General features: G+C 67.6%; 22 protein-coding genes. 17 read left to right on the top strand and 5 right to left on the bottom strand.

Annotated elements, in window-relative coordinates; all coding sequences use genetic code 11:
* Nucleotides 1–485 precede the first annotated feature (485 nt).
* From ABD644_RS19590 to ABD644_RS19520, 15 genes are all read left to right on the top strand, one after another.
* Nucleotides 486–2,303, top strand: a complete 1,818-nt coding sequence (locus tag ABD644_RS19590) for a polysaccharide biosynthesis protein (RefSeq protein ID WP_344690729.1) — start codon at nt 486–488, stop codon at nt 2,301–2,303.
* The gene (locus tag ABD644_RS19585; RefSeq protein ID WP_344690728.1) at nt 2,300–3,451 is read left to right on the top strand and encodes a DegT/DnrJ/EryC1/StrS family aminotransferase; all 1,152 of its coding nucleotides are present in this window, start codon (nt 2,300–2,302) and stop codon (nt 3,449–3,451) included. The genes ABD644_RS19590 and ABD644_RS19585 overlap by 4 nt, the downstream gene beginning before the upstream one ends.
* A 63-nt stretch (nt 3,452–3,514) precedes the next feature.
* Complete coding sequence (locus ABD644_RS19580) at nt 3,515–4,819, top strand: nucleotide sugar dehydrogenase (protein ID WP_344690727.1); 1,305 nt, start codon at nt 3,515–3,517, stop codon at nt 4,817–4,819.
* Between the two features lie 7 nt (nt 4,820–4,826).
* On the top strand, nt 4,827–5,936 hold the full coding sequence (locus ABD644_RS19575) for a glycosyltransferase (protein ID WP_344690726.1): 1,110 nt from the start codon (nt 4,827–4,829) through the stop codon (nt 5,934–5,936).
* Entirely contained in the window at nt 5,933–6,973 is a 1,041-nt protein-coding gene (locus tag ABD644_RS19570; protein WP_344690724.1) for a GNAT family N-acetyltransferase, read from the top strand. The genes ABD644_RS19575 and ABD644_RS19570 overlap by 4 nt, the downstream gene beginning before the upstream one ends.
* Nucleotides 6,974–7,072: 99 nt before the next feature.
* Nucleotides 7,073–8,524, top strand: a complete 1,452-nt coding sequence (locus ABD644_RS19565) for a nucleotide-binding protein (protein ID WP_344690723.1) — start codon at nt 7,073–7,075, stop codon at nt 8,522–8,524.
* Nucleotides 8,525–8,606: 82 nt separating this feature from the next.
* Nucleotides 8,607–9,971, top strand: a complete 1,365-nt coding sequence (locus ABD644_RS19560; RefSeq protein ID WP_344690722.1) for a hypothetical protein — start codon at nt 8,607–8,609, stop codon at nt 9,969–9,971.
* Nucleotides 9,968–10,756 carry a polysaccharide deacetylase family protein gene (locus ABD644_RS19555; protein ID WP_344690721.1) on the top strand — a complete coding sequence of 263 codons (789 nt, stop codon included), beginning with the start codon at nt 9,968–9,970 and terminating at the stop codon, nt 10,754–10,756. Before ABD644_RS19560 ends, ABD644_RS19555 begins: the two co-directional genes overlap by 4 nt.
* Nucleotides 10,749–11,915 (top strand): glycosyltransferase, encoded by a 1,167-nt coding sequence (locus ABD644_RS19550; RefSeq protein ID WP_344690720.1) that lies wholly within the window; start codon nt 10,749–10,751, stop codon nt 11,913–11,915. The genes ABD644_RS19555 and ABD644_RS19550 overlap by 8 nt, the downstream gene beginning before the upstream one ends.
* Nucleotides 11,912–12,637 carry a sugar transferase gene (locus ABD644_RS19545; protein ID WP_344690719.1) on the top strand — a complete coding sequence of 242 codons (726 nt, stop codon included), beginning with the start codon at nt 11,912–11,914 and terminating at the stop codon, nt 12,635–12,637. Before ABD644_RS19550 ends, ABD644_RS19545 begins: the two co-directional genes overlap by 4 nt.
* A complete protein-coding gene (locus tag ABD644_RS19540; protein WP_344690718.1) occupies nt 12,631–13,392 on the top strand; it encodes a class I SAM-dependent methyltransferase in 762 nt (253 codons plus the stop codon). Before ABD644_RS19545 ends, ABD644_RS19540 begins: the two co-directional genes overlap by 7 nt.
* Nucleotides 13,393–13,534: 142 nt before the next feature.
* Nucleotides 13,535–14,992, top strand: a complete 1,458-nt coding sequence (locus ABD644_RS19535; protein ID WP_344690757.1) for a lipopolysaccharide biosynthesis protein — start codon at nt 13,535–13,537, stop codon at nt 14,990–14,992.
* Nucleotides 14,979–15,923: a glycosyltransferase family 2 protein gene (locus tag ABD644_RS19530; RefSeq protein WP_344690716.1), complete on the top strand. Its 945-nt coding sequence runs from the start codon at nt 14,979–14,981 to the stop codon at nt 15,921–15,923. Before ABD644_RS19535 ends, ABD644_RS19530 begins: the two co-directional genes overlap by 14 nt.
* Nucleotides 15,924–16,805, top strand: a complete 882-nt coding sequence (locus tag ABD644_RS19525; protein WP_344690715.1) for a sulfotransferase family protein — start codon at nt 15,924–15,926, stop codon at nt 16,803–16,805.
* Between the two features lie 107 nt (nt 16,806–16,912).
* Nucleotides 16,913–17,998: a hypothetical protein gene (locus tag ABD644_RS19520; protein ID WP_344690714.1), complete on the top strand. Its 1,086-nt coding sequence runs from the start codon at nt 16,913–16,915 to the stop codon at nt 17,996–17,998.
* A 376-nt stretch (nt 17,999–18,374) separates the two neighbouring features.
* On the opposite strand, the gene ABD644_RS19515 is transcribed toward ABD644_RS19520, so the two are convergent.
* Nucleotides 18,375–18,671 carry a hypothetical protein gene (locus ABD644_RS19515; RefSeq protein ID WP_344690713.1) on the bottom strand — a complete coding sequence of 99 codons (297 nt, stop codon included), beginning with the start codon at nt 18,669–18,671 and terminating at the stop codon, nt 18,375–18,377.
* Between the two features lie 551 nt (nt 18,672–19,222).
* On the opposite strand from ABD644_RS19515, the gene ABD644_RS19510 reads away from it, so the two are divergent.
* Nucleotides 19,223–19,825 (top strand): acetyltransferase, encoded by a 603-nt coding sequence (locus ABD644_RS19510; RefSeq protein ID WP_344690712.1) that lies wholly within the window; start codon nt 19,223–19,225, stop codon nt 19,823–19,825.
* A 7-nt stretch (nt 19,826–19,832) separates the two neighbouring features.
* Here ABD644_RS19510 and ABD644_RS19505 read toward each other — a convergent pair whose 3' ends face one another.
* The 3 genes from ABD644_RS19505 to ABD644_RS19495 all read right to left on the bottom strand — a co-directional run bounded on the left by ABD644_RS19505 (nt 19,833) and on the right by ABD644_RS19495 (nt 22,182).
* Complete coding sequence (locus tag ABD644_RS19505; RefSeq protein WP_344690711.1) at nt 19,833–20,759, bottom strand: O-antigen ligase family protein; 927 nt, start codon at nt 20,757–20,759, stop codon at nt 19,833–19,835.
* A gap of 100 nt (nt 20,760–20,859) precedes the next feature.
* Nucleotides 20,860–21,843 (bottom strand): NAD-dependent epimerase/dehydratase family protein, encoded by a 984-nt coding sequence (locus ABD644_RS19500; RefSeq protein ID WP_344690710.1) that lies wholly within the window; start codon nt 21,841–21,843, stop codon nt 20,860–20,862.
* A gap of 147 nt (nt 21,844–21,990) precedes the next feature.
* Nucleotides 21,991–22,182: a hypothetical protein gene (locus ABD644_RS19495; protein WP_344690709.1), complete on the bottom strand. Its 192-nt coding sequence runs from the start codon at nt 22,180–22,182 to the stop codon at nt 21,991–21,993.
* 156 nt (nt 22,183–22,338) lie between these two features.
* Between ABD644_RS19495 and ABD644_RS19490 the strand changes: the two genes are divergently transcribed.
* Nucleotides 22,339–23,274 (top strand): hypothetical protein, encoded by a 936-nt coding sequence (locus ABD644_RS19490; protein WP_344690708.1) that lies wholly within the window; start codon nt 22,339–22,341, stop codon nt 23,272–23,274.
* 16 nt (nt 23,275–23,290) lie between these two features.
* Here ABD644_RS19490 and ABD644_RS19485 read toward each other — a convergent pair whose 3' ends face one another.
* The gene (locus ABD644_RS19485) at nt 23,291–24,286 is read right to left on the bottom strand and encodes an LCP family protein (protein WP_344690707.1); all 996 of its coding nucleotides are present in this window, start codon (nt 24,284–24,286) and stop codon (nt 23,291–23,293) included.
* Nucleotides 24,287–24,306: the final 20 nt, after the last annotated feature.

The following is a 24,306-nucleotide window of genomic DNA, read 5'->3' as shown; positions in this document are numbered from 1 at the left end:
GGGTGACGACCCCTCCACAGGGCGTATGCGCCGTACTTATCTGTGCGCGAAGGGGTGAACGGGACGGGTCAGTGCAGGTACTGTCCGGCTGCCTTCCAGCGTTCAAGAAGTCGAGCGCGGTGAGGATTGTGCGGGTCCCCCACGGGGGGAGGGCCCGGGATGTCGAGCGGGGGCTCAGTTGGACCTGGAGGACGTGCTTCAACCGGGGCGATCGGTCTCGGCGTCGTATCGGGGCAACGTCTTTCCCCAGGAGCGGGTGACCATCGCGGAGCTGCTCACCGAGGAGCAGTTGGCCGGCGAGGGGGGCGACTCGAGCTCGGCGAACTGGCGTGCGGGCGGGCCCCGCGACGGGGGTGCGTCGTCCTGAACGAGTTCTACTCGGCGGGCCCCGTCACCGATTCCGCCGTCGTCCGTTGCTCGTCGTATCTCCAGTTTCCGTGCCGGTCCGCTGTTCCCGGCCTGCCCGCTGTCAGGAGGCCTGCCTCATGACGCCGCGCCCCGGAGCGTTCTGGAAGCTCGCCCGGCTCGCGATGGTGCTGGCAGACCTGCTCTCCCTTCATGCCGGCATGACCCTCGTCGTCGTCGCGCGCTACGACGGTGACATGGAGCGGGTCGGCGTCGTCGGGCTGCTGATCGGGACGGCGGCAGCGGCGGCGACCTTCCTGACCGTCGCCGGTGCCCTCCGGCTGCACCAGGGGCGATATGCCGTGGGCAGCGCCGACGAGTTCAAGCCCCTGGCGGCCGCGGTGGCAACCGCGGCCCTGGTGTCCTTCAGCGTCGACCTCGTGGCCGGCATGCCGCGCCTGCTGCCGCTGTCGGTGCCGCTGATCGGCTCCGTCGTCGCGTTCGTCCTCATGCTCACCTACCGGCTCGTGATCCGCAGCCAGCGTGAGGGAGCCGTGCGGCCGCGACAGGGGTGCCGCACCCTGGTCTTCGGCAGCGGGGACGCGGGTCAGCAGCTGATCCGATCGATGCTCGGTGACCCGGCCAGCCCCTACGTGCCGGTCGGCCTGCTGGACGACGACCCGGCCAAGCGGCACGCGCGTGTCCGTGGCGTGCGCATGCTGGGCGATCGGGACCACATCCGATCCGCAGCGCTGGCCACCGACGCCGAGGTGCTGGTGCTCGCGCTGCCCTCGGCCGACTCGGCGCTGGTCCGGGACATCTCGCAGAGAGCCACCGACGCCGGCCTCACGGTGAAGGTCCTGCCTTCGTTGTCGGACCTGCTCAGCACACGGATCGGCATCCGCGACGTCCGGGACATCGACATCGCCGACCTCCTCGGCCGGCGCCAGATCGACACCAACATCGGGGAGATCGCGGGCTACCTGAAGAACAAGCGGGTGCTGGTCACCGGCGCCGGCGGCTCCATCGGCTCGGAGCTGTGCCGGCAGATCCATCACTTCGGCCCGACCGAGCTGATGATGCTCGACCGCGACGAGTCGGCCCTGCATGCGGTCAGCCTGAGCATCCACGGCGAGGCGCAACTGCATCTGCCGGAGGCGATCCTGGCCGACATCCGTGACGGCGAGGCCCTGCGTCAGCTGTTCTTGCGGCGGATGCCCGACGTGGTCTTCCACGCCGCCGCGCTCAAGCACGTCAACATGCTCGAGCAGTACCCGGACGAGGGGTGGAAGACCAACGTTCTCGGCACGCGCAACGTGCTCGAGGCGGCACTCGCTGTCGGCGTCAGCCACTTCATCAACATCTCGACGGACAAGGCCGCCGACCCGGTCAACGTGCTGGGCCGCACCAAGCGGATGGCCGAGCGGCTCACCGCCACGTACGCGCAGCGGAGCGAGGGTCGTTTCCTCTCCGTGCGCTTCGGCAACGTGCTGGGCAGCCGCGGCTCCGTCCTCGAGACCTTCGCCGCGCAGATCGCCCGAGGCGGCCCGGTCACGGTCACCCACCCCGATGTCACGCGCTTCTTCATGACGATCCCCGAGGCGGTGCAGCTGGTGATCCAGGCCGGTGCCATCGGCACCCAGGGCGAGGCTCTGGTGCTGGAGATGGGCGAGCCGGTACGCATCGCCGACGTGGCCTCGCAGCTCATCGCGATGGAGGGTCGGCCGATCGGCATACGTTTCACCGGCCTGCGCCCCGGCGAGAAGCTGCACGAGGAACTGTTCGGCAAGGAGGAGCTGGACAGCCGGCCGGTGCACCCGTTGATCAGCCATGTTCCGGTGCCGCCCGTCGAAGGTGACCTCGAGGCATGGTTGCAGCGGCCGTTCCCGCCGCTCGAGGCCGTGCTCCAGGTCGACCCGATCGAGACCCGCTGGGCGCAGTCGGCGGTGCAGGGATGACCGCCCACCAGGGGGCCCGCGAGCGCATCCTCTTGTCGCCGCCGGACGTCGGCCGCCGCGAAGAGGACATGGTGGTGGAGGCGGTCCGGTCCGGCTGGATCGCTCCGCTCGGCCCGATGGTCGACGCCTTCGAGCAGGCAATGGCCGAGCGGTGCGGACGCCGGCATGCCGTCGCCCTCTCGTCGGGGACGGCGGCGCTGCACCTGGCGTTGCTCCAGGCCGGTGCCGGTCCCGGGACCGTCGTCGTGGTGCCCACGATGACCTTCGCGGCGACTGCTAACGCTGTCGCGTACACCGGCGCGGAACCGTTCTTCGTCGACTGCGAGGAGGCCACCGGCAACCTCGACCCCGAGCTGCTGGAGCAGGCCCTCAAGCAGTTGGACGCCGAGGGCGCCACGGTCGCCGCGGTGATCCCGGTGGACCTGCTGGGTCGGTGCGCGGACTACGGGCGGCTGCTGCCGATCTGCGAGCGATTCGGCGTGGCGGTCGTGTCGGACGCGGCCGAGTCGCTGGGATCGACGTGCGCGGGTCGGCCGGCCGGCTCGTTCGGCGCGATGGCGGCGCTGTCGTTCAACGGCAACAAGGTCATGACCACCAGCGGCGGTGGCATGTTGCTCACCGACGACGCGGCCACAGCCGAGCGGGTGCGGTACCTCAGCACCCAGGCCCGTCAGCCTGCGGTGCACTACGAGCACACCGAGATCGGCTACAACTACCGGCTCAGCAACGTGCTGGCTGCTCTGGGTCTGGCTCAGCTGGAGCGGCTGGACGAGATGATCGGTCGCCGTCGGGCGCTGCGGGCGGCCTACGCCGACGTGTTCGGGGGCACGTCGGGCGTCCGGGTCTTCCAGCGTCCTGGCGACGAGGGTGACAACTGCTGGCTCACTGCAGTCGTCGTCGACCCGACCGAGGCCGGCTGGGACGCCGATGACCTACGGGCAGCTCTCGACCGGGCCGACATCGAGTCGCGGCCGCTGTGGAAGCCGATGCACCAGCAGCCGGTGTTCGCCCGGGCCCGCTCACTCGTGCTCGGCGCGGCCGACCATCTCTTCGCGAACGGCCTGACCCTGCCCAGCGGTTCTGCCCTGACGGCCGACCAGGTGAACACAGTCCTGGCTACCCTCTCCGCGTTCATCGAGGCGCGCTGAGGTGGCCGCCATGCCCACAACCCTCCACGCTCCGTGGTGCACCAGATCCGAGAGGAACCGTTCGTGAGAACGCAGCGTCTGCAGCGCCGGCTCACCCGCCACGAAGCGGTGGTCGGCGTCGTCGGCCAGGGCTACGTCGGGCTGTCGTTGGCGGCGTCCGCCGCCGTCGACGGCCTGACGGTCCGCGCGGTCGACGTCGACGGGGCACGCATCCGTGAACTCGCCCTCGGCCGCAACGTGGTCCCTGGCGTGGACGACGCCATGTTCGCCGCCGCCGTCGACACGGGGCGGCTGTCCTTCGACACGGATCCGGCCGCGGTGGCCGACTGCGACGTCGTGGTCATCTGCGTGCCGACCCCCGTCGTGGAGCACCGTCCCGATCTGAGCTTCATCGAGGACGCCGGACGAGCCGTGGCCGCGCACCTACAGCGCGACAGCCTCGTCATCCTGGAGTCGACGACGTACCCGGGCACGACCGACCAGATTCTCAGGCCGCTCCTGGAAGCGGGTGGGCTGCGCGCTGGGCGGGACTTCCTGCTCGCGTACTCCCCGGAACGGATCGATCCCGGCAACGTCAAGTACGGGCTGCGCAATACGCCGCGCGTCGTCGGTGGCATCGATGAGGCGTCGTCTCGGACTGCGGGGCTGTTCTACTCACAACTCGTCGACGACGTCGAAGTGCTCTCCAGCTGCCGGGCCGCAGAAATGGCCAAGCTCTTGGAGAACACCTTCCGCATGGTGAACATCGCCCTCGTGAACGAGCTGGCGACGCTCTGCGGCGAGCAGAACATCGACGTGTGGGAAGTCATCCGAGCCGCGGCCACCAAGCCCTTCGGATTCATGCCGTTCTATCCCGGTCCGGGCGTCGGCGGCCACTGCATCCCACTGGATCCGACCTACCTCGCCTGGCAATCCCGGCGCGACACGGGCCGCCCGTTCCGCCTCGTCGAGACGGCGCAGGACATCAACGCTCACATGCCGACCTACGTCACCACCCGGGTCATCGAGGCGCTGAGCGAGCACGGCAAGGCCGTGAAGAATGCTTCCGTGCTCGCCCTCGGCGTCACGTACAAGCCGGACGTGGGTGACCTGCGCGAGTCGGCCGCGATCGAGGTCCTGGGGCGGCTGGCGCGCAAGGGCGCACGGATCAGCTTTCACGATCCGTTCGTGAGCGAGATCCGTGAGCACGAGCTCAACCTGCGTCGCTCGGCTCTGACCGGAGCCGCGCTGGAGGCGGCCGACATCGTCCTCCTGCTGACTCCGCACTCCAGCTACGACACCGATCAGCTCACGCGCCACGCGAAACTCCTCTTCGATGCGCGCAACGCCATCGGGAGCCCGCGGCCGAGCACGGTGGTGCCGCTGTGAGCCGCTCATGAGCCGTCTCCGGGTGCTGTGGTTGGCCAAGGGCCTCGGTCGGGGCGGGGCGGAGAAGCTGCTCGTGTCGTGCGCCCGCACGCTCGACGCATCCCGCTTCGAGGTGGAGGTCGCATACCTCCTGCCGCAGAAGGACGCCCTGGTCGGCGAGCTCGCCGAGGCCGGTATCCCGGCGCACTGCCTGGGCTTGCGGCGTGGGTTCGACCCGTCCTGGGCCTGGCGGCTGAGGAGACTGGTCCGGCAACGCGGCTACGACGTGGTCCACACGCACATGCCCGTGCCCGCCGTGGCGGCACGGCTGCTGCTGTGGCCCGATTCCCCCCGGTTGGTGCACACGGAGCACAACACGTGGCAGCGCTACCGCTGGCCGACTTACGCGGCCAACCTCGCGACCTACGCGCGCAACGATCACGTGATCGCGGTGTCTCAGGCAGTTGCCGACAGCATCGAGATGCGCCGGGTGCCGCACCTGCGGGCCGCCCCCCCGGTCGAGGTGCTCGTGCACGGCATCGATCTCGACACACCGCGGGATGCCGGCGCACGCGCGCGTGCCCGCGGGCTGTTGGGCCTTGCGCCCGACGCCCCCGTGGTGGGCACGGTCGGCAACCTGACCGCGAAGAAGGACCAGGTCACGATGCTGCGCGCGGTCCAGTCGCTGCGGGTCGCCCATCCCGCCCTCCGACTCGTCATCATCGGAACCGGGCCGCTGCAGAAAGCTCTGGAGCGGGAGACCCAGGAGCTCGGCCTTGCGGACGTGGTGCTGTTCACCGGTATGCGCGACGACGTCGCGGACCTGCTGCCGGCTTTCGACATCTTCGGGCTCACGTCGCGCTTCGAGGGCCTCCCCATCGCGCTGCTGGAGGCGCTGTCGGCCGGCCTACCGGCGGTCGTGACCGCGGTAGGGGGCACGCCCGAGGTGATCACGGACGAACAGGAGGGCCTGCTCGTTTCGCCCGGATCCCCGCAGGCCTTCGCCGACGCGGTGCATCGACTCTTGACCGATGACCGGCTTCGTCGTCGCCTGTCCCTCGCGGCACTGGCGCGGTCGGAATCCTTCGACATCCGACGTGCCACGCGCCGCATCGAGGAGATCTACGAGGCCGCATGAGCACCCCAGCCCACACCCTCACCGTCCGTCCGTTCCAGCCGGCGGACATCCCGAGCTGCCTCGCGCTGCTGGAGACCTGCCTCGCCGGCGGCCCGACGGGGCGACGGGATGCTGCGTTCTTCCGGTGGAAGCACCTGGACAACCCCTTCGGGCCATCCGTGGCGCTGGTGGCCGAGAGCGCCGGTGAGATCGTCGGGCTGCGCACGTTCATGCGGTGGGAGCTCCTGTGCGGCACCCGTACGGTCCGGGCCGTGCGCGCCGTCGACACCGCGACGCATCCCGCATTCCAGGGACAAGGCATCTTCAAGCGCCTGACGACGGAAGCGCTCGAGGTTGCCGCGGCCGACACCATGCTGGTCTTCAATACGCCCAACGACCAGAGCAAACCCGGCTACCTGTCCATGGGGTGGACCGTCGTCGACGACCTGCCGGTGCTGATCCGGCCGGTGCGGCCGCTGCGCTTCGCCCGCTACGCGATGCGGTCGCGGACCGCCCTGCCGGTACCCAACGCCGCTCAGCCGGATTGCGACCTGGCCACTACCGCGGACCTGCCGGCGCTAACCGGCCTCGATGACCTGCTCGAGGAGGTAGAGGCAGCACGACGCGGGGATGACCGGCTCCGGACGCGGCTGACCCGCGACTACATCACCTGGCGGTACGTCGACGTCCCCGGCCTGACCTATCGGTACGCAGCCGTCCACGAGGGGGGAGTGCTCCGGGGCGTCGCCATCGGCCGCATGCGCAACCGAGGCGAACTGCGGGAGCTGAACCTCGCGGAGCTCATCGTCAGGCCGGACGATCGGCGGACCCTGCGCCGGTTGATACGTGCGTTCGTCCGGGCCGGCGGTGACCACGTCGCCACGATCGTGCCTCGGCAGGCCAACACCGGCGTGCTGCATCGGTTCGGATTCCTGCCGCTGCCCGGGGCCGCGCTCACCCTGACGACGCGGCCGCTCCCCGGTCTGCCCGATGACCTACCCGACGTCCGGGCCGCAGAGAGCTGGGCCGTGCGCCTCGGCGATCTGGAGCTCTTCTGACACGAGCCGGCGGCGCATGAAGCCGCCCCCGAAGCAGCCAGTGGGGCCGTCCGCGTCGGCGTCGACCGAGCCCCTCCCTCCACAACACAGGTGACAGACATGGAACAAACGAACTACCTCAAGATTCTGCGCCGCCGCTGGAAGATCGTCATCGCATCCGGAATTGTGGCCCTGACCGCGATCCTGCTTCTGACGCCGACCACAGGTGGGCTCTCGGAGTCGTACACGGCGACGGCAACGCTGCTGCAACCACCTGACGGGCGGGAGTCCAGCGGCGGGCTGCCCACGAAGGTCACGGCGTTGCTCGTGACCACCGGTCCCGTTCCCGCTGCCGTGGCGGACCGTGTGGATTACACCGGCGACGTCGCGTCGCTCAGTCAGCTCCCCCAGGTCACGGCCGACCCCAGCACTGGTGTCGTGACCATCTCCGTGACTGCTGAGACGGCCTCTCGGGCCGCTGCCATCGCCGACGCGTTCGCCGAGGAAACCATCGCCGAGGCGACCGCCCGTTCGGGTGGCGACGACCCCGGTGTCCAACTCCTCCAGCGCGCGATCGCCCAGCCGGCCCACACCGGCCCGATCACGTGGCTGACGACCCGGACCGGGCTTGCCGTCGTGGGCCTCGTCGTGGGGCTCGTGCTGGGAGTCGCGCTTGCGCTGCTGGTCGAGCGTCTCGACACCAGCGTCCGCGACCGTACCGATGTCCACCGCGCCTACCGGGTGCCCGTCCTGGCCGAGATCCCCCGGATGCGGCGTTCCCTGCGGCGGGCGCACGCGCTCGTCCTCCAGACACAGCCTGCATCGATGGTGGCGGAGGCCTACCGGTCTCTCCGATCCTCGATCCTGCTCATCCCGAGCCATGTTCTCCAGCCGATCGGCACCGACGATGCTCGTGCCAAGAGGCATGCTGAGCACAGCAGGCCGCAGGTCATCCTGGTGGCGAGTGCCCGCTCGGGCGAGGGCAAGACCACGACGGTGGCAAATCTGGCGGCGGCCATGGCCGAGGGCGGACGCCGGGTACTGGTGCTGGACTGCGACTTCCGTCGGCCGCAAGCTCACCTCTTCCTCGACGTGCCCGACGGGCCGGGCTTGTCCGACCTGCTCCATGCCGGGGAAGGGACCCAGGACCTGCTGGCCTTGTCCCGCCCCACCGCGGTCGAGGGGGTCCGACTCGTGACCGCCGGGACCATGGTGGACCTGCCCCCGGCCCTGCCGACGCGTATCGCTGGAATCCTGGCCGAGGCGCGCGGCCTGGCCGATGTCGTCATCGTGGACAGCCCGCCCATGCTCATCGGCAACGATGCCATGGACCTGATGCCGTACGTCGACACGATCCTGGTCAGCTGCCGGAGCGGGCGGTTGACGCACGATCAGGCGGACCGAGCCAGCGACCTGCTCGCTCGGATGCGTGTTCCCGTGGCCGGTGTCGCACTTGTCGGAGCGCGCCCGAGCGCACCGTTGAGCCAGATGCTCCCACTCCGTGGCGCTGCCAGCAGTTCCACGTACCGGCAGAAGGGTGTCCGGGTGGGCGAGCCTGCGGGCGAGCAGTGAGCAGAAGTGACACACCCTCGTGACCCGAGCGTCCGCGGTTAGATCTGATGAGCTGTCGCATCCCGGGCGGATCTCAGCGGCTGTGCTGAGCCTGGCCGGCCGGCTCACGCAGTCGGCATGGGCTGTGATCGTGGGACTGGCCGTCATCGGGGCTTATGCCGCGCTGCTCGGGGTCGGGATGGCGCGCTGGAGCTACGACATCTGGGGTGCCTTGGTCGTGGGACCGATCCTCGCGCTGGCGAGCTGGCCGTTACTGGCTTTCGCGCTGCGTCACGAGGAGGACCGGTGGATCCGTCGCATCGTGGTCGTTGCGCTGGCGGGCAAGATCGTCGGAGCGCTGGCTCGCTGGGCCGTTGCTCTCGTGCTGTACGACGGTGTCGCGGATGCGAGCAGGTACGACCGACAGGGCGCCGTCATCGCCGACCAGATCCACTCGGGACAGTTTGCGGTCGACCTCGGGGTGCCGCTGCTCGGTACCGGCTTCCTGATCTTGATCACCGGGATCGTCTATGCAGTGATCGGTCCGACGTTGCTCGGTGGATACCTGGTATTCGCCTGGTTGGGATTCTGGGGGCTGTACGCGTTCTATCGCGCCTTCCGCATCGCCATGCCGGGGGCGAACCACCGGCGGTACGCCGTACTTGTCTTCTTCCTGCCGTCGCTGATCTTCTGGCCATCGGGCCTCGGCAAGGAGGCCTGGATGACATTCGGCCTCGGTATGGCGACGCTCGGTGCAGCAAAGCTGATCACTGGCACGGGCGGCGCGGTTGTGCCGTTCGCGCTTGGTCTGCTTGGTACCGCGATGGTCCGACCGCACATGACTGCGCTCGTCTTCGTCGCTGCCATCGCGGGCTTCCTCCTCCGACGAGACATGCACCGCACGCCGCTCACGCCGGTGTTCCGCGCCATCACCCTGGCGATGCTGGCAGTGGTCGGCGTCTTGGTCGCGCGCCAAGCCGCGAGCTTCTTCGACGTCGAGGACGTGTCCGCGCAGTCGGTCACGACGGTGCTCAACGAAACGGCCGAGGACACCGCTCGTGGCGGTTCGGCGTTCCAGGGCGAGCCCGTGAACTCCCCCTTGGACATGCCGCTGGCCGCGGTGACCGTGCTCTTCCGGCCCTTCCCATGGGAGATCGACAACATGCAGGGTCTCGTTACGGCAGCGGAGGGGACGTTCCTACTGGTGCTCGCGCTGATGTCGTGGGGGCGCTTGCGGAACCTGTGGAAGTTCCGGGCGGGACGGGCCTACGCCGTGCTGTGCCTGGTCTACCTCTTGCTGTTCGTCTTTGCGTTCTCCACTTTCAACAACTTCGGCCTGCTGGCCCGGCAGCGGAGCCTCGTCTACCCCTTCCTCCTCGCGCTCTTGTGCCTTCCGATTGCAGCCGATTTGCGCCGCATGGTCGCGGATCTCCGCAGCGCGCCGCGTCGAGGGGCGACGCTCTCATGAACGTGCGTCGGGCTCTGAAGCGGGCTCTGGGGCTGCTGCCAGGAATGGCGGCCAGCGGCTGCACGCTGTTGATCTACCACCGCGTGGGCGGCGGCTCGCCCGACGAGCGGGACTTGTCGGTTGCGGACTTCGAGGCGCAACTCGACGCGCTCGCCGCCCACGATGTGATCGGTCTGGACGCAGCGCTGGACCGCTTGGAGCGTGGTGACAGCTCGCCGTCCGTCGTCTTGACGTTCGACGACGGGTTCCGTGACGTCTACGAGAACGCGTGGCCCCGGCTGCGAGACGCGGAGATGCCGTTCACCGTCTATCTCGCCTCCGCGTTCGTCGGGGGCACCATGCACTGGGACGGTTCCACGGCAAAGGCCGCGGGGCCGGCGCTGGAATGGCCCCACCTTGAGGAGATGGCCGCGTCAGGCCTCATGACCATCGGTGCGCATACGCATCACCACGTTCGTCCGGAACACTTGACCGTCGACGAGCTCGAGCTGTGTGACGCGACCATCGAGTCAGAACTGGGGCAGCGACCACGCCACTTCACGTACCCGTGGGGCGTGCCGGTGCCCGCCATGGAGGTCGAACTTCGCCAGCGGTACCGCTCTGCCAGCACGGGCGAACTCGGGCGCAACCTCCCGGGCGTGGACTTCGCCCGGCTCCGCCGGATACCGGTCCGTCGCACCGATCCGCCAGGCTTCTTCCGGGCGAAGCTGCGCGGCTCGTTGATCCCCGAACGGGTCTACGGCCGTGTCGTGGCCGCCGCCAAGGCTGGTGGCCTCCATGGTTGATGTCCCGGTGCTGCGCGGACCGGGCGGCCGCCCGCTGCGCGTCGCCCATCTGACGACGGTCGACATGAGCCTGGCCCTGCTACTCGCCCGTGAGCTGGAAACCGACGTGGAGACGGGTCTGGAGACGTTCGGCCTCAGCGCTCACGGGCCCTTCGTGCCGGAGATCGAGAAGCTCGGTGTCACCCACGTGCCGCTGCTGCACCTGACCCGAGCCTGGCAGCCGCGCAGCGACGTCCGCGCGGCCGGTGAGCTCGTGGCCCGGTTACGACAGTTGAAGCTCGACATCCTGCACACGCACAACCCGAAGACAGGCGTCCTCGGACGCCTTGCCGGGCGTGCGACCGGTATCCCCGTCGTGGTGAACACCTGCCACGGGCTGTGGGCGGGGCCCGGGGATTCCTGGAGGCGACAGGGGTTGGTACTTGGTATGGAGGCGCTGGCCGCGCAGGCCTCACACGCCGAGCTGTACCAGAACGCGGCCGATAGGGAGCGCCTGCGGCGGTTCGTCCGCTCCTCCCGATCCCGGGTGGTCGGCAACGGGATCGACCTGGAGCGGTTCCGTCACGACCCGCTGGCGCGTGTCAAGGTGCGCAAGGAACTCGGCATGGGGGATGAGGACGTGGTCGTCGGCGTCGTGGGGAGGCGGGTGAAGGAAAAGGGGACTGCGGAGTTCGTCGCAGCCGCTCGGGCATTGGGGGATCGCGCGCGATTCGTGTGGGTCGGCCCGGGTGATCCGGACAAGTCAGATGCCGTGGTCGACGAAGATCCCGCGGTTCAGTGGGTGTCTGCGCGCTCGGACATGGCAGCGGTCTACTCGTCCTTCGACGTCTTCGTGCTCCCCTCCTATCGGGAGGGTTTCTCGCGGTCCGCCATGGAGGCGGCCGCGTGCGGGTTGCCGATGGTGCTCAGCGACATCCGCGGGTGCCGCGAGGTCGGGGTGCACGGGCAGCAGTTGCTGCTCACACCCCCGCGCGATGCGCGCGCGTTGACGTCGGCAATCGCCGCTCTGCTGGACGACCCGGCGTTGCGGCAGCGGCTGAGCGCAGGTGCCGAGCAACGGGCGCGTTCCACCTTCGATCAGAGGGAGGTCGCGGCGTGGTCTCTGCGAACCTATGCCGCAGTGGCCCGCCGGCGCGGCCTCGGTTGGGAGGTGGCATGACGATCACTGCTCGGCGCTACCGGGGAGGAAACGGCTTGCGCCGAGCCGTGGACGTGATCCTCGCGGCCGCCGCTGCTGTGGTCCTCGCTCCGGTGACTGCGGTTGCGGCGCTGCTCGTGCGCTGGCGGATGGGGCCGCCTGCACTCTTCTGGCAGCGCCGTAGCGGCCTGTACGGCCGCGAGTTCGACATTTGCAAGTTTCGTACGATGCGCGCTGAACGCTATGCCGGCGAGCCGGACCCCGAACGACTGACATCTCTAGGGCGGGTCCTGCGGTCGACCAGCCTCGACGAGCTCCCACAGCTGTGGAACGTTCTGCGCGGCGAGATGGCGCTGATCGGACCCCGCCCAACCCTGCCTGAGCAAGTCGCGCATTACGACATGCGCCAGCGGGGCCGGCTCGCCGTGCGTCCCGGCATCACCGGATGGGCGCAGGTAGAGGCGCGAAACAGCATTCCGTGGCCGGAGCGGATAGAACTAGACCTCTGGTACGTCGAGCACCGAAGCTGGGCACTGGACGGACGTATCGTGCTGTTCACCGCGGTTCGGCTCCTACGTCCCCGCGGTGTTACCGCCGTGGGCGGGATCAACCCGGGCTTCCCGCAGCCGGCTGAGTCGCCGCAACCGAAGGCGGCATTGTCAGATGAATGTCCGGGACCGCGAAATCAATCTCAAGACGGATCCTTGCGTGGCGGCGATTCGATTGGACTCCGAGCATGCTGAAAAACATTGCGCGGAATGCGCTGCGACCGTCCTACCTGCGTGAGATGACTCGTAAGGCCTCCTTGCGGATCAGATCCACTGGTCGTGAGGTAGAGGAGGCGAAGGCGTGGGCTTCCGCTAACGCTGTCGACATGACGGCGTGGGCAACGGAAGTCGATCCGGACCTCTGGCGGGAGGCAGAAGAATTCGCATCCGCCATGGCCGCGGACGCTCGTCCACGCGTCGCGGCATTGGAAGACGCCGGCATTACGATGGGAGGAGGAGGGGCATATGGATTGCTCTATTTTCTGGCCCGCCGCCTCGCCCCCGAGCGCATCCTGGAGACCGGGGTGGCCGCCGGGTGGTCCACCTGGGCGTTTCTGGCTGCGATCGAGACGAATGGTCGGGGCTCGCTCTATTCCAGCGACTTTCCATATTTTCGCATCGCAAATCCTGAGCAGTACATCGGCTATCTCGTTCCCGATCGGCTCCGAAACCCCAACTGGCACCTTTACACGAAGGGGGACAGGGCAAACCTGAAGAACATCCTGGCTAAAGAGAAAAGTTTCGGCTTAGTGCATTATGACTCGGATAAGACGCGGGCCGGTCGACAGTTTTGTGTGGATGCATTGAGAGGTCACCTTACCGATCGTTCGGTGCTTGTCATGGACGATATAGGCGATGATCTCTTCTTCCGCGACGTCCTCTACTCCCCGGATGACGCAGTGATCTTCGCCTGGGAGGGCAAGTACCTAGGCATGGTCGGCAAGGTGTGACTTCTCGCCCGAGTCCGACCGTGTCGCCGAGGGGAAGGGTTCATCTCCCTGTGGCCAGTGCGGTCGCGTCAAGATCGTTGCGATATGCATCCGGAGCGTATCGCCAGGCCATGCGTCGAAAGCAGTAGTCGCCGTGCGTCTTATGGGACTGCTGAAACGCAGGAAGGGAGTCGGCTCTCTCTTCAAATACAGCGCCACGTATGCAGCGGGCGATCTCCTTGAAAAGGCAATCGGCCTTGCGATGCTCCCGGCCTATGTCTACTTCCTCGCTCCAGCCGACTTCGGAATCATCGCCTTGGTGGGGACTGTCACTGGGCTCGGCGGCGCCGTGTTGAGTCTCGGCGTCTACCAGTCAATCGTGCGGTACTACCACAACCCGCCCGAAGCGAAGGACGGGCAACAGATCGTAGGTGCCGCGTGGCTGGTGCTGATGATCGTACCTGCGGCAGCCATAGTCGCATTGTTAACGATCGGACGGCCCGTTCTGGAGTTCTTGCTCGAGGGACTGTCCTACGGTCGTTACATTCTGGTGGCGATGCTGATCACGTACTGCAACGTCGCCTTCATCGAGACGGTTCTGGCGGTGACCAGAACCAGGGCCCTGGTTCGCCGCTATGTGACGGTAGTTCTTCTTCGCGCAATCTTGACGGCCCTCTTCGCTCTCGCGATCCTAGTGATGGTCGACCAGCCTTCAGCGTTTGAGGTAATCCTCTCCCAGGCGGTCGCGACGCTGCTTTGTTCGATGTACAGCATCCGTCTGCTGCTATCCGAAGCTCGTCTATCGAGCAGTGCGCAATTATTCGGCCCCCTACTGCGGTTCGGCATTCCCCTCATGCCGCTGAGCTCCTCCCAATGGGCCCTCCGGGTGCAGGACCGCCTGATCCTGAACCGGTTCGTGGCATTGAGTGACATCGGTGCATATGCGGTCGGCCAGCGGGTGGCCAGTCCCATGCAAATCCTCATGGCTGCGGGCGTGCGCACGCTGCAACCCATGATGAGCCAGGCGGCCCGCGGACAGGATCTGAGTGGGCTCCGTTCAGCGGTGGTGCGCATCTACGGCGTCGGAACCGTGATTTGCCTTTTCGGCTCCCTGCTGGCGCCGACTGTCTCCCGCGCCCTCCTCCCGCCGGCCTACGGCGATTCTGCCGAGTTGACAGCGGTCCTCATTCCCGGGTTATTCGCTGCGGCGGTCTTCCAATTGGCGTCGAGCGCATCGGTCTTCTACGGCGGCAAGACCTATCGAATGACTCTCTTGGCCTTGATTGCGGCGGTGATGAACGGGGCTCTGAACCTCGTCTTGATACCGATTCATGGAATCTACGGCGCCGCACTCGCCAGTCTCGTCACATCTGTTATCCTAGCCGTCGCCGCCTGGTCTACGAGCCCACTGCCCGCACTCCTCGAGAATGTTCGGCGTAGCTTGTTCTGGACAACGGCTAGTGGAGCGCTTCTCCTCTTCGGGGGCGCATGGCTAAACGCTTCCGCGTTCTCCGGCCACATTGGCGGGCTCCTCATGTCATTGGCGGTATTGGCTGCCCTGACGGTCCAGGCGTTCGTGGTGAATCTGACGATCAAGAAGGCGGGGCATGAGCGAGACTGAGGCGTCGAAATGCACGTCGGAACTTCTTCGCGGCGTTCCCGTAGGAGCGGTCCTCGTGACCCACAACAGGCCTGTCGAGTTGCGCGAGTCCGCCCGCGTGGTTGCCGCTCAGTCCCATCCGCTATCGACGATCGTCGTGGTGGACAACGGCGTGGATCACCAGGCCACCAGGGACGTCCTCGACAGTGTGGAATGGGGCGAGACGGGCGTGAGTCTCGTCCACAAGCCGGAGAACATCGGGCCGGCCGGAGGATTCGCCGTGGGATGCAGACAGCTCGATGCCGTGGATCCCGTCGACTGGGTGCTCCTCTTGGACGACGACGATCCGCTCCCGGGCCCGAGTGTCTTGGGTGACCTGCTCGAACTGGCTCTGGCGATGCGACGCGCCGACGAGACCTTTGGCGGCATTGCAATGAAGGGCGCCAGGTTTCGGGCCCGTTCACTGCGAACGCTGGGGGTGGAACTCGACGACCAGGCGGTGGCTCCGGTCGACCACCTGCACGGCTGTAACGCTCCGCTGTATTGGAGGGCCGCCCTGCGGGACGTGGGCGAGTTCGACGAGAAACTCTTCTGGGGCCTGGAAGAACTGGACACCGGGCTGAGGCTCACGAGGAGAGGGTGGCGCCTCTACATGGCCGTCGGGTTGATGAAGCAGTTTCCCCTGCCTGAGAGGTACTACCGCCTCCGGCGCCGTCCGAGGCTGACCGTCTCTGAACCTGTGCCTGCCGACTACTACCGCATTCGGAACCTCGCGTACATCGGGTGGCGTCACGCTGCGCCGATCAACGTGGTTTCGGCATTGTTCGTCCGCGCCATCGGTAAGCCGCTTGTGAACCTGGTCATTCATCCTCGCCGCGCCTCCCGAACGCTGGCGATGAACTTGCGCGCCCTCTACGACGGCACGACCGGCCGGATGGGACGGAGGCTGTAGATGTACTCATCCGACGCACGGAGCGGATCGGTCTTCATCATTGGGTGCGGTCGTTCTGGTACGACGCTGCTGTACGAGTTGCTCGCGACCCACCCAGGGTTCGCATGGCCGTCGACGTGGACGGACCGAACACTGCGCCCGTCGCTCGCTGCCTTAAACGGCGCATTCCGATGGAGTCGTCGCGGCTCGACCTCGCATCGCGGCGTTCCGCGCCCCTCCGAGGGCTATCGGCTGTGGGATGCCGCTCTGGGGCCGCGCCAAGGGGCTGCAGACGGCGTCCTTGGTTCGGCCGACGTGGACGAGGAGCAGGCGCGGAAATCGCGTGACATGGCTGACGCTCACCGACGGTGGTCGAGGGGTGCTGTCTTCCTGAACAAGAACACGCGCAACACCCGGAGAGTGGCGGCCCTGAGTGCGATCTTTCCGGACGCGACCTTTATCCACGTCCTCCGGTCCCCGCTCGACGTGGTGAGTTCCCTACTCGCGGTGTCCTGGTGGAAGGACCTCCCTCTCTGGACACGTGCTGGGGAGCAGCCCGGCGTGCGGTCTGCCGTCGAGCAGGCCTCGATGGCTGGTGAGCTCTGGACCCGTGAGGTCGAGGTGGCCTGTGACAGCGCTACGCGGCTTGATCCCGACCGATACTTCGAGGTCCGGTATGAGCAGCTTCTGCAGAACCCCCGTGACGTCGTATCGATGACGCTCGACCGGCTCGGTCTCACGATGTCCCGTTCGACGGAGCGTGCCGTCGGTGGGCTCACCGTCTTGCAGCGACGCGGAACCTACAGGTCGCGCCTCACGCTCGAGCAGCAGTCGGCAGCCTGGGAAACCGCCTCCTCAACCGCTCGAGCGCACGGGTACGCGAGCGACTCTCCGTCGTTGTAGGGCGTCGGAAGGAGTTAGGCGCAGAGATGTCCTCACCAATTCGTCGCCGAGTCGGTCGGCGCTTGCGGCTGTGGTTCTTGGCGGGCGTCGAGGCGTGGTTGTGGCTCGTGCGCATCGCATTGCGAGCCCGCCGTACAAGGCGACAGCGGGTACTGCTCGCCGCGGCGAATCCGCTGATGGCGGACTACGTCCTGCGGATGTGGCACACGATTGCCGACCTCGACGGCGTGGAGGCGCGGCTCACCCGTCACACGGGCTTGGCGCAGCGACAGGAGAGGGTCAAGGCGATCGCGCGCTGGAGAGCACGTTTGTACCCCTGGGACCTCATACTCCTCGCGGATCACATGCCGCTCGAGTACGCCCGTACCATTCCCAAGGTGATCATGCCGCATGGGCCTGGTCCATCCCGGATCGTCCGTGGAGGTAGTTACTACTACGACCGGCAACGGGTGTTCTGGCCGGATGGCGAGCGCGTATACACGTTGATGTTCGACACGAGCGAGGTGGCGAAGACCCGCGCCCTCGCCGGCGTTCCTGAATATCGCGACAAAATCGTGGTGGTCGGTGACCTGCGCGCAGATGAGCTCCTCAAAGCGAGCGCTCGTGCCGAGGAGACGAGATCGGGGATGGGCATCGGTGACCGGAAGCTCGTGGGGATCATGTCCACCTGGGGTCCGTACGGTCTGGTACCGACCCTCGGCGAGGCTCTCGTGGGCGAACTCAAGCGCATAGCCTCAGTCGGGGAGTACGCCTTTGCGTTGACGATGCACCAGAATCTGTGGGACGTGTCCCGCTGCGGCACAACCCGGTGGAGGGACATGCTGCTGGGTGCGGAGTCGGAATTCATCCGCGTAATCCGCCCCCATGAGGACACTGCTATGGTCCTTGGCGCGTGCCATATGGTGGTCAGTGATCATACGTCACTAGCTATGACCTTCTCCATACTCCGTCGTCCTATCATTCCGGTGGCAGTCCCCGTGGGCGTCGTTGGCGAGGGCACGTTTTCACACTGGCTCTTGACCAACCGACGCCCGCTCAGTCGCGCGGACGAACTGTACGAGGCGCTCCGCACGGCGCATTCAAACTATGCACTAGACGGCGCTCCCACCGTCATCGACCGCTTGGGCGAGAGCGCCGGGTTGGTGCGTGAGGCTCTCGCGAATGCCCTGAATAATGGCGACAGGCAGCGCTAGGGAAGAGTGATCCCATCGACAATGAGCGGCAATCCATCGTCCTTCATGGGGCATCGGTGACGTGGGAAATGCCATGCGCTCGAGTAGGTCGTCCCACGCAATGGCATCGCTCCTCGACGCTTACGCGCCGGTGTCGCGCCGAGAAGTTATTGTGACAGCCGGTCGCGGGTCTCCGCGGCACGCCCGTTCAGGCGCGGCTGGAGGGAGTCGCTCGACGACTCACGGCGTCCCAGGCTCCGTGAGCTACAGGTAGGCCGCAGCAGAATTGGGCTGAGCGCCTACATGTCCCGGGCTCTGGTGCAGCGTCGCGTACAGCGAGTCCTTTGGCCACCTCGATGCCTGTAACCCTGACCCTCTTGGTGGCTCACCCGGTAGGTCACGCAAGATCGACGTATCCGAACCGAGCCGCTGCCCGTTCTAGGTCGTCCTTTTCTCTTCCTGCTGGCAGGTCAGACCATTCGATGCCGGTCAGCTTGGTTCCGCGACGGGTGGAGCTGTTCACGTCCCTGTCCACGCTCGCAAAGGCGGCCCCTGCAGTGTCTGGGTCGGCGCCGATCATCTCGAGCAGATTGGCGAACAGTTCAGGGTTCAGATCCTCGAGTCGGAACGTCTTCGTAGCGTGCTGAGCGCCCATGTTGTTCCAGAACACCCACCAGCGCATCGCATCGAGCATGTCATTCCCAGACGGCGTAAAGAAGGTCGTTGCGTACCGGTACTGAGTCCGATGCGGTTGAGGGTTTGAGAAAAAGCGCGTCCCTACAAAACTGCGAACCACCGCCAACGGGTGACGAGTCTGAAGGAAGGACACGCCTCTGAATGCGGCAAGCCTGGGAACTGCCATCCAAGACGAGTCGCCGTCGAGATGGGTGGTGGCGCGCCTCCGAGACTCTCGAACCCTAGCCAGCGGTTCCTTTGCTCGCGCAATCCAGCCAGACCGCGGTGCCCCCTTCTCGCGCCCCGCAGGCCGTTCGGTGAATACTTCTTCGTGCCCGCAGGTCAAGCCGGCAGCTGTGAATAGTGCGGCTGTGTATCCAGTGCCGCTCCTGCCTGTACCTGTCACCACGAAGCGCATGGTTGGGCAATGTACTTGAGAAACGTATCCAGCGGGTCGGGTTGCGGGTCATCACCGCGAGACAGACTCGCTCGTGAGAGTCATGCCACGCAGTGAACGGAACAAGTGCCCTGGGGGCGGGGGATCAACGGGAGAACGGCCACAATGTATGCGTGTACCTCTACATCGCCGGAGCCGGTGGGCTCGGCAGGGAGACTCTCGACGTGGCACTGGCATGCGGTGTCGGGGTGAGAGCCTTTCTCGACGACCAGAGGGCCGGTGTATCGGTCCGCGGCGTGCCGGTAGTGGTGCCCGCCGAGGCGCCGGAAGGGGCCCACTACGTCGTCGGCATCGCCGACCCGCGGGCCCGCCGCCGGCTCGAGCAGCTGCTCGACGGCCGAGGGCTCGAGCCCTTCACCCTGATCCACCCGAGGGCGGTCATCGCCCCGGAGACGACGTTGGGGATCGGCTGCCTGGTCCTCTCTGGCGCGTACGTATCCAGCAGCGTCGTGCTCGGCGCGCACACCCAGGTCCAGTACAACGCCACGATCGGGCACGATGCCGTTCTCGGCGACCGGGTGACTGTCCTGCCCGGCGCCAATGTCTCCGGGTCGGTGACGCTGGAGGATGACGTCACCGTCGGCAGCAACGCCGTCGTGCTGCAGGGCCGGCGTGTGGGGCGTGGCGCGTTCATCGGCGCCGGTGCCGTCGTCACCCGTGATGTGCCGCCCGGTGCGGTGATGATCGGTTCCCCGGCGCGACCGCTGCAGCGCTGAGCGGGCCCTATCGAGCGGGACGAGCGATGTGCGACGGGGGTTGGACTCGTGTGGGCGCTTCGGCCGCGGCCGTACCGAGACCAAGGATGAACCCCGCAGTCGCAATCAGGACGGGGAACTGGAACAGGTAGTCGACCGATGCATGCACTGCGAGAGCGGCTGCGGTGGTCGCGGTGATGAGGCCGACGCCGGTGGACATCCGCGAGGAACCGACGAGCAGTGGCCTGGTTGCCGCCCAGACGAGCAGAGCCAGTAGGGCCACCGCACCGGGCCAACCGACCTCGGCCGCCATTTGAAGCGTCGCGGAATGCGCTTCCCGCGTGTCGGGATCCAGCTGAGCCGTCGGGCTGGCTGCCGGGAAGCGGCGCGGCCCGACACCGATGAGTGGGTGGTCGGTTGCCAGCCGCACGGCGTCGCTCCACAGGTCCAGCCGACGCTCGCTCAGCGAGGCTGTCACGGCGGCCTCGGACGATGACGCGTGGACCGAGGGCCGGTGTGTAGCGCCCAGGACCAGGACCGCAACGTGGGCTCCGATCAGCACGACGGCGATGCCGCCGGCGAGCACGGAGCGTGCAGGTAGCCGCCACCTGAACAATGAGGCGGAGATCGCGGCGACCACGGCTGATCCCGTCACGAAGCCGCCGACCGACTGCATTGCTCCGGCAGTCAGGACGAGAACCACCGAGCAGGCCACCGTGGCCTCCTGCCATACCCCACTGCCAGCGAGGACGGCGGCCACGCCTGCGATCCCCGCCGCTTGCACATACAAGGCTGCGTTGGCGTTCGCGTAGGCCAGTGGAGGCCCCAGCGGTGCTGAGGACAGGGCAAACGGCAAGGCAATCAGGGGTACGAGGGTCGTGGCCGCCGCGATGCCCGCCACCGCCAGCAGACGCGGCATCAGCTGCCGGCCGGCGGCATAGCTCGCGCCAGCCACGGTGAGCGTCGCCAGTGCCGGCCACGGGTTGCCCGCCCCGACGACTGATGAGACCACCACGGTGGCGGCGACGAGTAGGAGTAGTCCGCCGCCGACCGCGTCAGCCAGCCGTGGCCGAGGCACCTATCGGGCTCGGCTGCTCGGAGGAACGATCAGCAGGGGAGAGGCTCTCGAACCAGGCCACCGTGCGTTCCAGCCCCGTCCGCAAGGGCACCGGTCCCAGTTCGGGGAACAACGCTCGCAGGCGTCCGTGGTCGGCCTGCGAGTGCGGCACGTCCCCCGCCCGCGTCGGCAGGTGTTCGACGTCGAGCCGGCGGCCCAGGATGTCGCCCAGCAGGTCGATCACTTCCATCAGCGTGGTGCGCGAGCCGAACGCCAGGTTGACCGGGTCAGGGCTGGACACCCGCCGCAGAGCCGCCTCGCTCAGCACTCTGGTCACGGTCTCCACGTAGGTGAAATCCCGGCTCTGCGAGCCGTCACCGTGCACGGGGAGGGGGCGGCCGGCGAGGGCTGCATCGACGAAGGCCGGGACCACAGCTGCGTAGGCGTGGCCGGCTGCCTGCAGCGGGCCGAACACGTTGAAGAAGCGGAACGGCAGCACCTCGAGGTCGTAGCAGGCGGCGTAAGCGAGCGCGTAGCTCTCGGCCGCCAGCTTGCTCACCGCGTACGGACTCATCGGCTCGCAGCGCAGCTCCTCGTGCTTCGGCAGCGCCGGGTTACGCCCGTACACCGACGAGGACGATGCCAGGACCACGTGGGCCCCCACCCGCCGCGCAGCCTCGAGTACTTCGAGACTGCCGGTGGCGTTCGCAGCGTGGCTCGCCACCGGATCGACCAGCGACCGGGGAACCGAGGGGATCGCGGCCAGATGCACGATCGACGAGACGCCCGCTGTGACGGCGTCCATGACCTCCCGGTCCAGGATGCTGCCGACGACGAGTGAGGCGTCGACTCCCTCCAGATTCGATCGGGAACCCGTCGAGAGATCGTCCAGCGCGATCACGTCCAAATCTGGCGTTGCGGACAGCGTGCGGCAGAGGTTTGCGCCGATGAAGCCAGCGCCACCCGTTACCAGAATCTTCATGAATACCCCCGTGCGTCGGCGCCAGACTAGGCGCTCGTCGGTCGGTGGGACGGACGGGGCTGCCCGAGCGATCAGAGGGCATTGGATCTACGCCCGCGGCGTCCCTACTGGCGACGGGCGACCTTTGTCAGAGTGGGTGTGCCGGTCTCAGGCAGCGTCGCGACGACCGGCGGCAACCGACGCCAGCACCTCGTCCGGGATGAAGTCCGGCACGAGGGACGACGGTCGGGTCGCCTCCGCATCCCGCCGGTCGGCGATGCGCATGGCGCGGCCGATCATCAGGCCGACCGGGACGGACAGGAGCGTCCAGGTCAGCGCGAGGATCAGCAGCAGATGCATGTCGACCTTCCTAACCGAGTGGCACAGCGTGACTACGCACCGCCATGCGGCAAACCCTGCTGAAGGCAACGGCTGCTGACTGGCGTTTCTGGAGGCCACGCCACGATCGGATGAACGGACACCTCCGAAGAAAGTCCTGACCTGTCCGTCACGTTGGTGGCGGTTCCTGCCGATGTAGAAGGCGTGTGGTGGCTCTGGGTTCTGGGTGGACTGGTCGCGTGGACCGTCCTCGCCTTCGCGGTGGCGGTCGTCGTGGGCCGGGGGGTCCGCCTGGCCGACCGCTGGTCGCCCGGCACCGGTGAGGCTGCGCCGCTGACTACGGCCGCGCTGGGCGCGGCCCCGGCCGTCCAGCTGGCCGAGCCTCGCGCGCGCCGCCGCGCCATCCCACTCCCGCCCATCGGCATCGCGCTCGTCGCCATCGCCGTCGCGCTCGAGACCGCCGGCTACATCACGCGTCTGAACGGCTCCTCGGGCGCCACTGCGCAGTTGCTGTCGATGGATGCGGCCTTCTCGCTGCCCCGACTCTTCGTCGCCGCTGTCTTCGCTGCCGCCGCGCTGGCCGCCGTCGCCGGGGCTGGAGCGCTCCCCGGACGCCGTGCCTGGTGGCTCGCCGTCGGTCTGGTCGGGGGCGTCATCGCCGCGGTCAAGGCCGGCAGCACCGTGCACGCCGAGGCGCTTAACTCGCTCAGCCGCACGGTCGGCGGCTACGCGGCCCTCGCCATCAGCGTCGGTGTCGTCCTGGCCGTCGTCGCCACCCTGGCGTTCCTGACCCGCACCGAGCGCCGCGACCGGCGCCGGGTCCTCTCTGTACTCGCTCTCTACGGCGTCGCCGCCGTGGGTCTGTCCGCCGTCTCGTCCGTGGTCTCCGATGCGTACGGCTGGGCCAGTAACTGGGCTGCCGCCGCGACGTTCGTGGAGGAGTCCGGTGAGGCGCTCGCCGGTGTCGCCTTCCTCGTGGCCGTCCTCGCCGGTGTCGCGCCGCGGGTGGTGCTGCCCGCCAGTTGGGCGCTCCGCCGTGAGGTGGACGCCCAGACGCTCGACCTGCCCGAGCAGGTGCCCGGCCGATCGGCGATTCGCGGCTCGCAGCGCTGAGCCGCAGCACGTTCAGCTACCGAGGCACCTCGGGCAGCTGCTGCTTCTCGAACTCGTCCGCGTTCTGCGACAGCGAGTCGGTCTGCAGGTAGGTCCACATCCGGTCGCACTCGACCCGGTCGAGATACACGACGCTGGCTGCGCCCTCCCGGCCGGTGCCCTCGACGGGCGCCGTGAAGAAGTCGACGTTGTCCGGGGTCACGTTGCGCATCGAGTAGGCCAGCGAGAGCAGATCGCCGTTGCCGAGGCTGTCGTCGATGCTCACCGCGCTGGTCACGGCGAGCAGCGCCGAGTCCAGTCGGCCCGGGTTGGTGAAGGTGTCGGAGCTGAACAGCTTTCCGAACATCGAGCGCAGGTACTGCTGCTGCCGCTTCACGCGGTCGAAGTCGCCACCCTGCAACCCGTAGCGCTGGGCGAGGTACCACCGGGCCTGCTCGCCGTTGAGGTGGTTCACGCCGGCTGGGAAGGTGTACGGGCCGTTGCGGGTCGTCTCGGCGACCACGACGTCGACACCGCCGAGGTCGTCGGTCACCTGGATGATGCCGTCGAAGTCGATCGCCACATAGTGGTCGATGCGTACGTCGGTGAGCTGCTCGACCGTCGCGATCAGCAGTGACGGGCCACCGAACGCGTAGCTCGCGTTGATCTTGTTCATCCCGTGGCCGGGGATGTCCACCCAGGAGTCACGAGGGATCGAGATCAGCTGCGCGTGCCGACGGTCGGCGCTGAACCGGGCGATCATGATCGCGTCAGACCGGCCGTCGGGGTCCTCGCCCTCCAGCGTCTCGCCGCGGGTGTCCGAGCCGACCAGCAAGAACGTCACCGGGTCCTCGCCCGCCTCCTGCGCCGGCGTCGCCGGTGCCGGGCGGGCGTCCTCGTCGAGGTCGCCGAAGACGTCGGAGATGCGGTCGATGTTGCCGGCGTAGCGCTCGGTCAGGAACCACAGCCCGCCGCCGATGAGCAGCGCGAGTACCAGGCCGAAAACACCCAGGCTGATCAGGATCCGGCGCATGACCCTGCGTTTGCGGGGGT

This window comes from Blastococcus jejuensis, assembly GCF_039534705.1.
Taxonomy (GTDB): domain Bacteria; phylum Actinomycetota; class Actinomycetes; order Mycobacteriales; family Geodermatophilaceae; genus Blastococcus_B; species Blastococcus_B jejuensis.
Note: the sequence above shows the minus strand (reverse complement) of the source record. Positions and strands in the feature narration are given on the sequence as shown.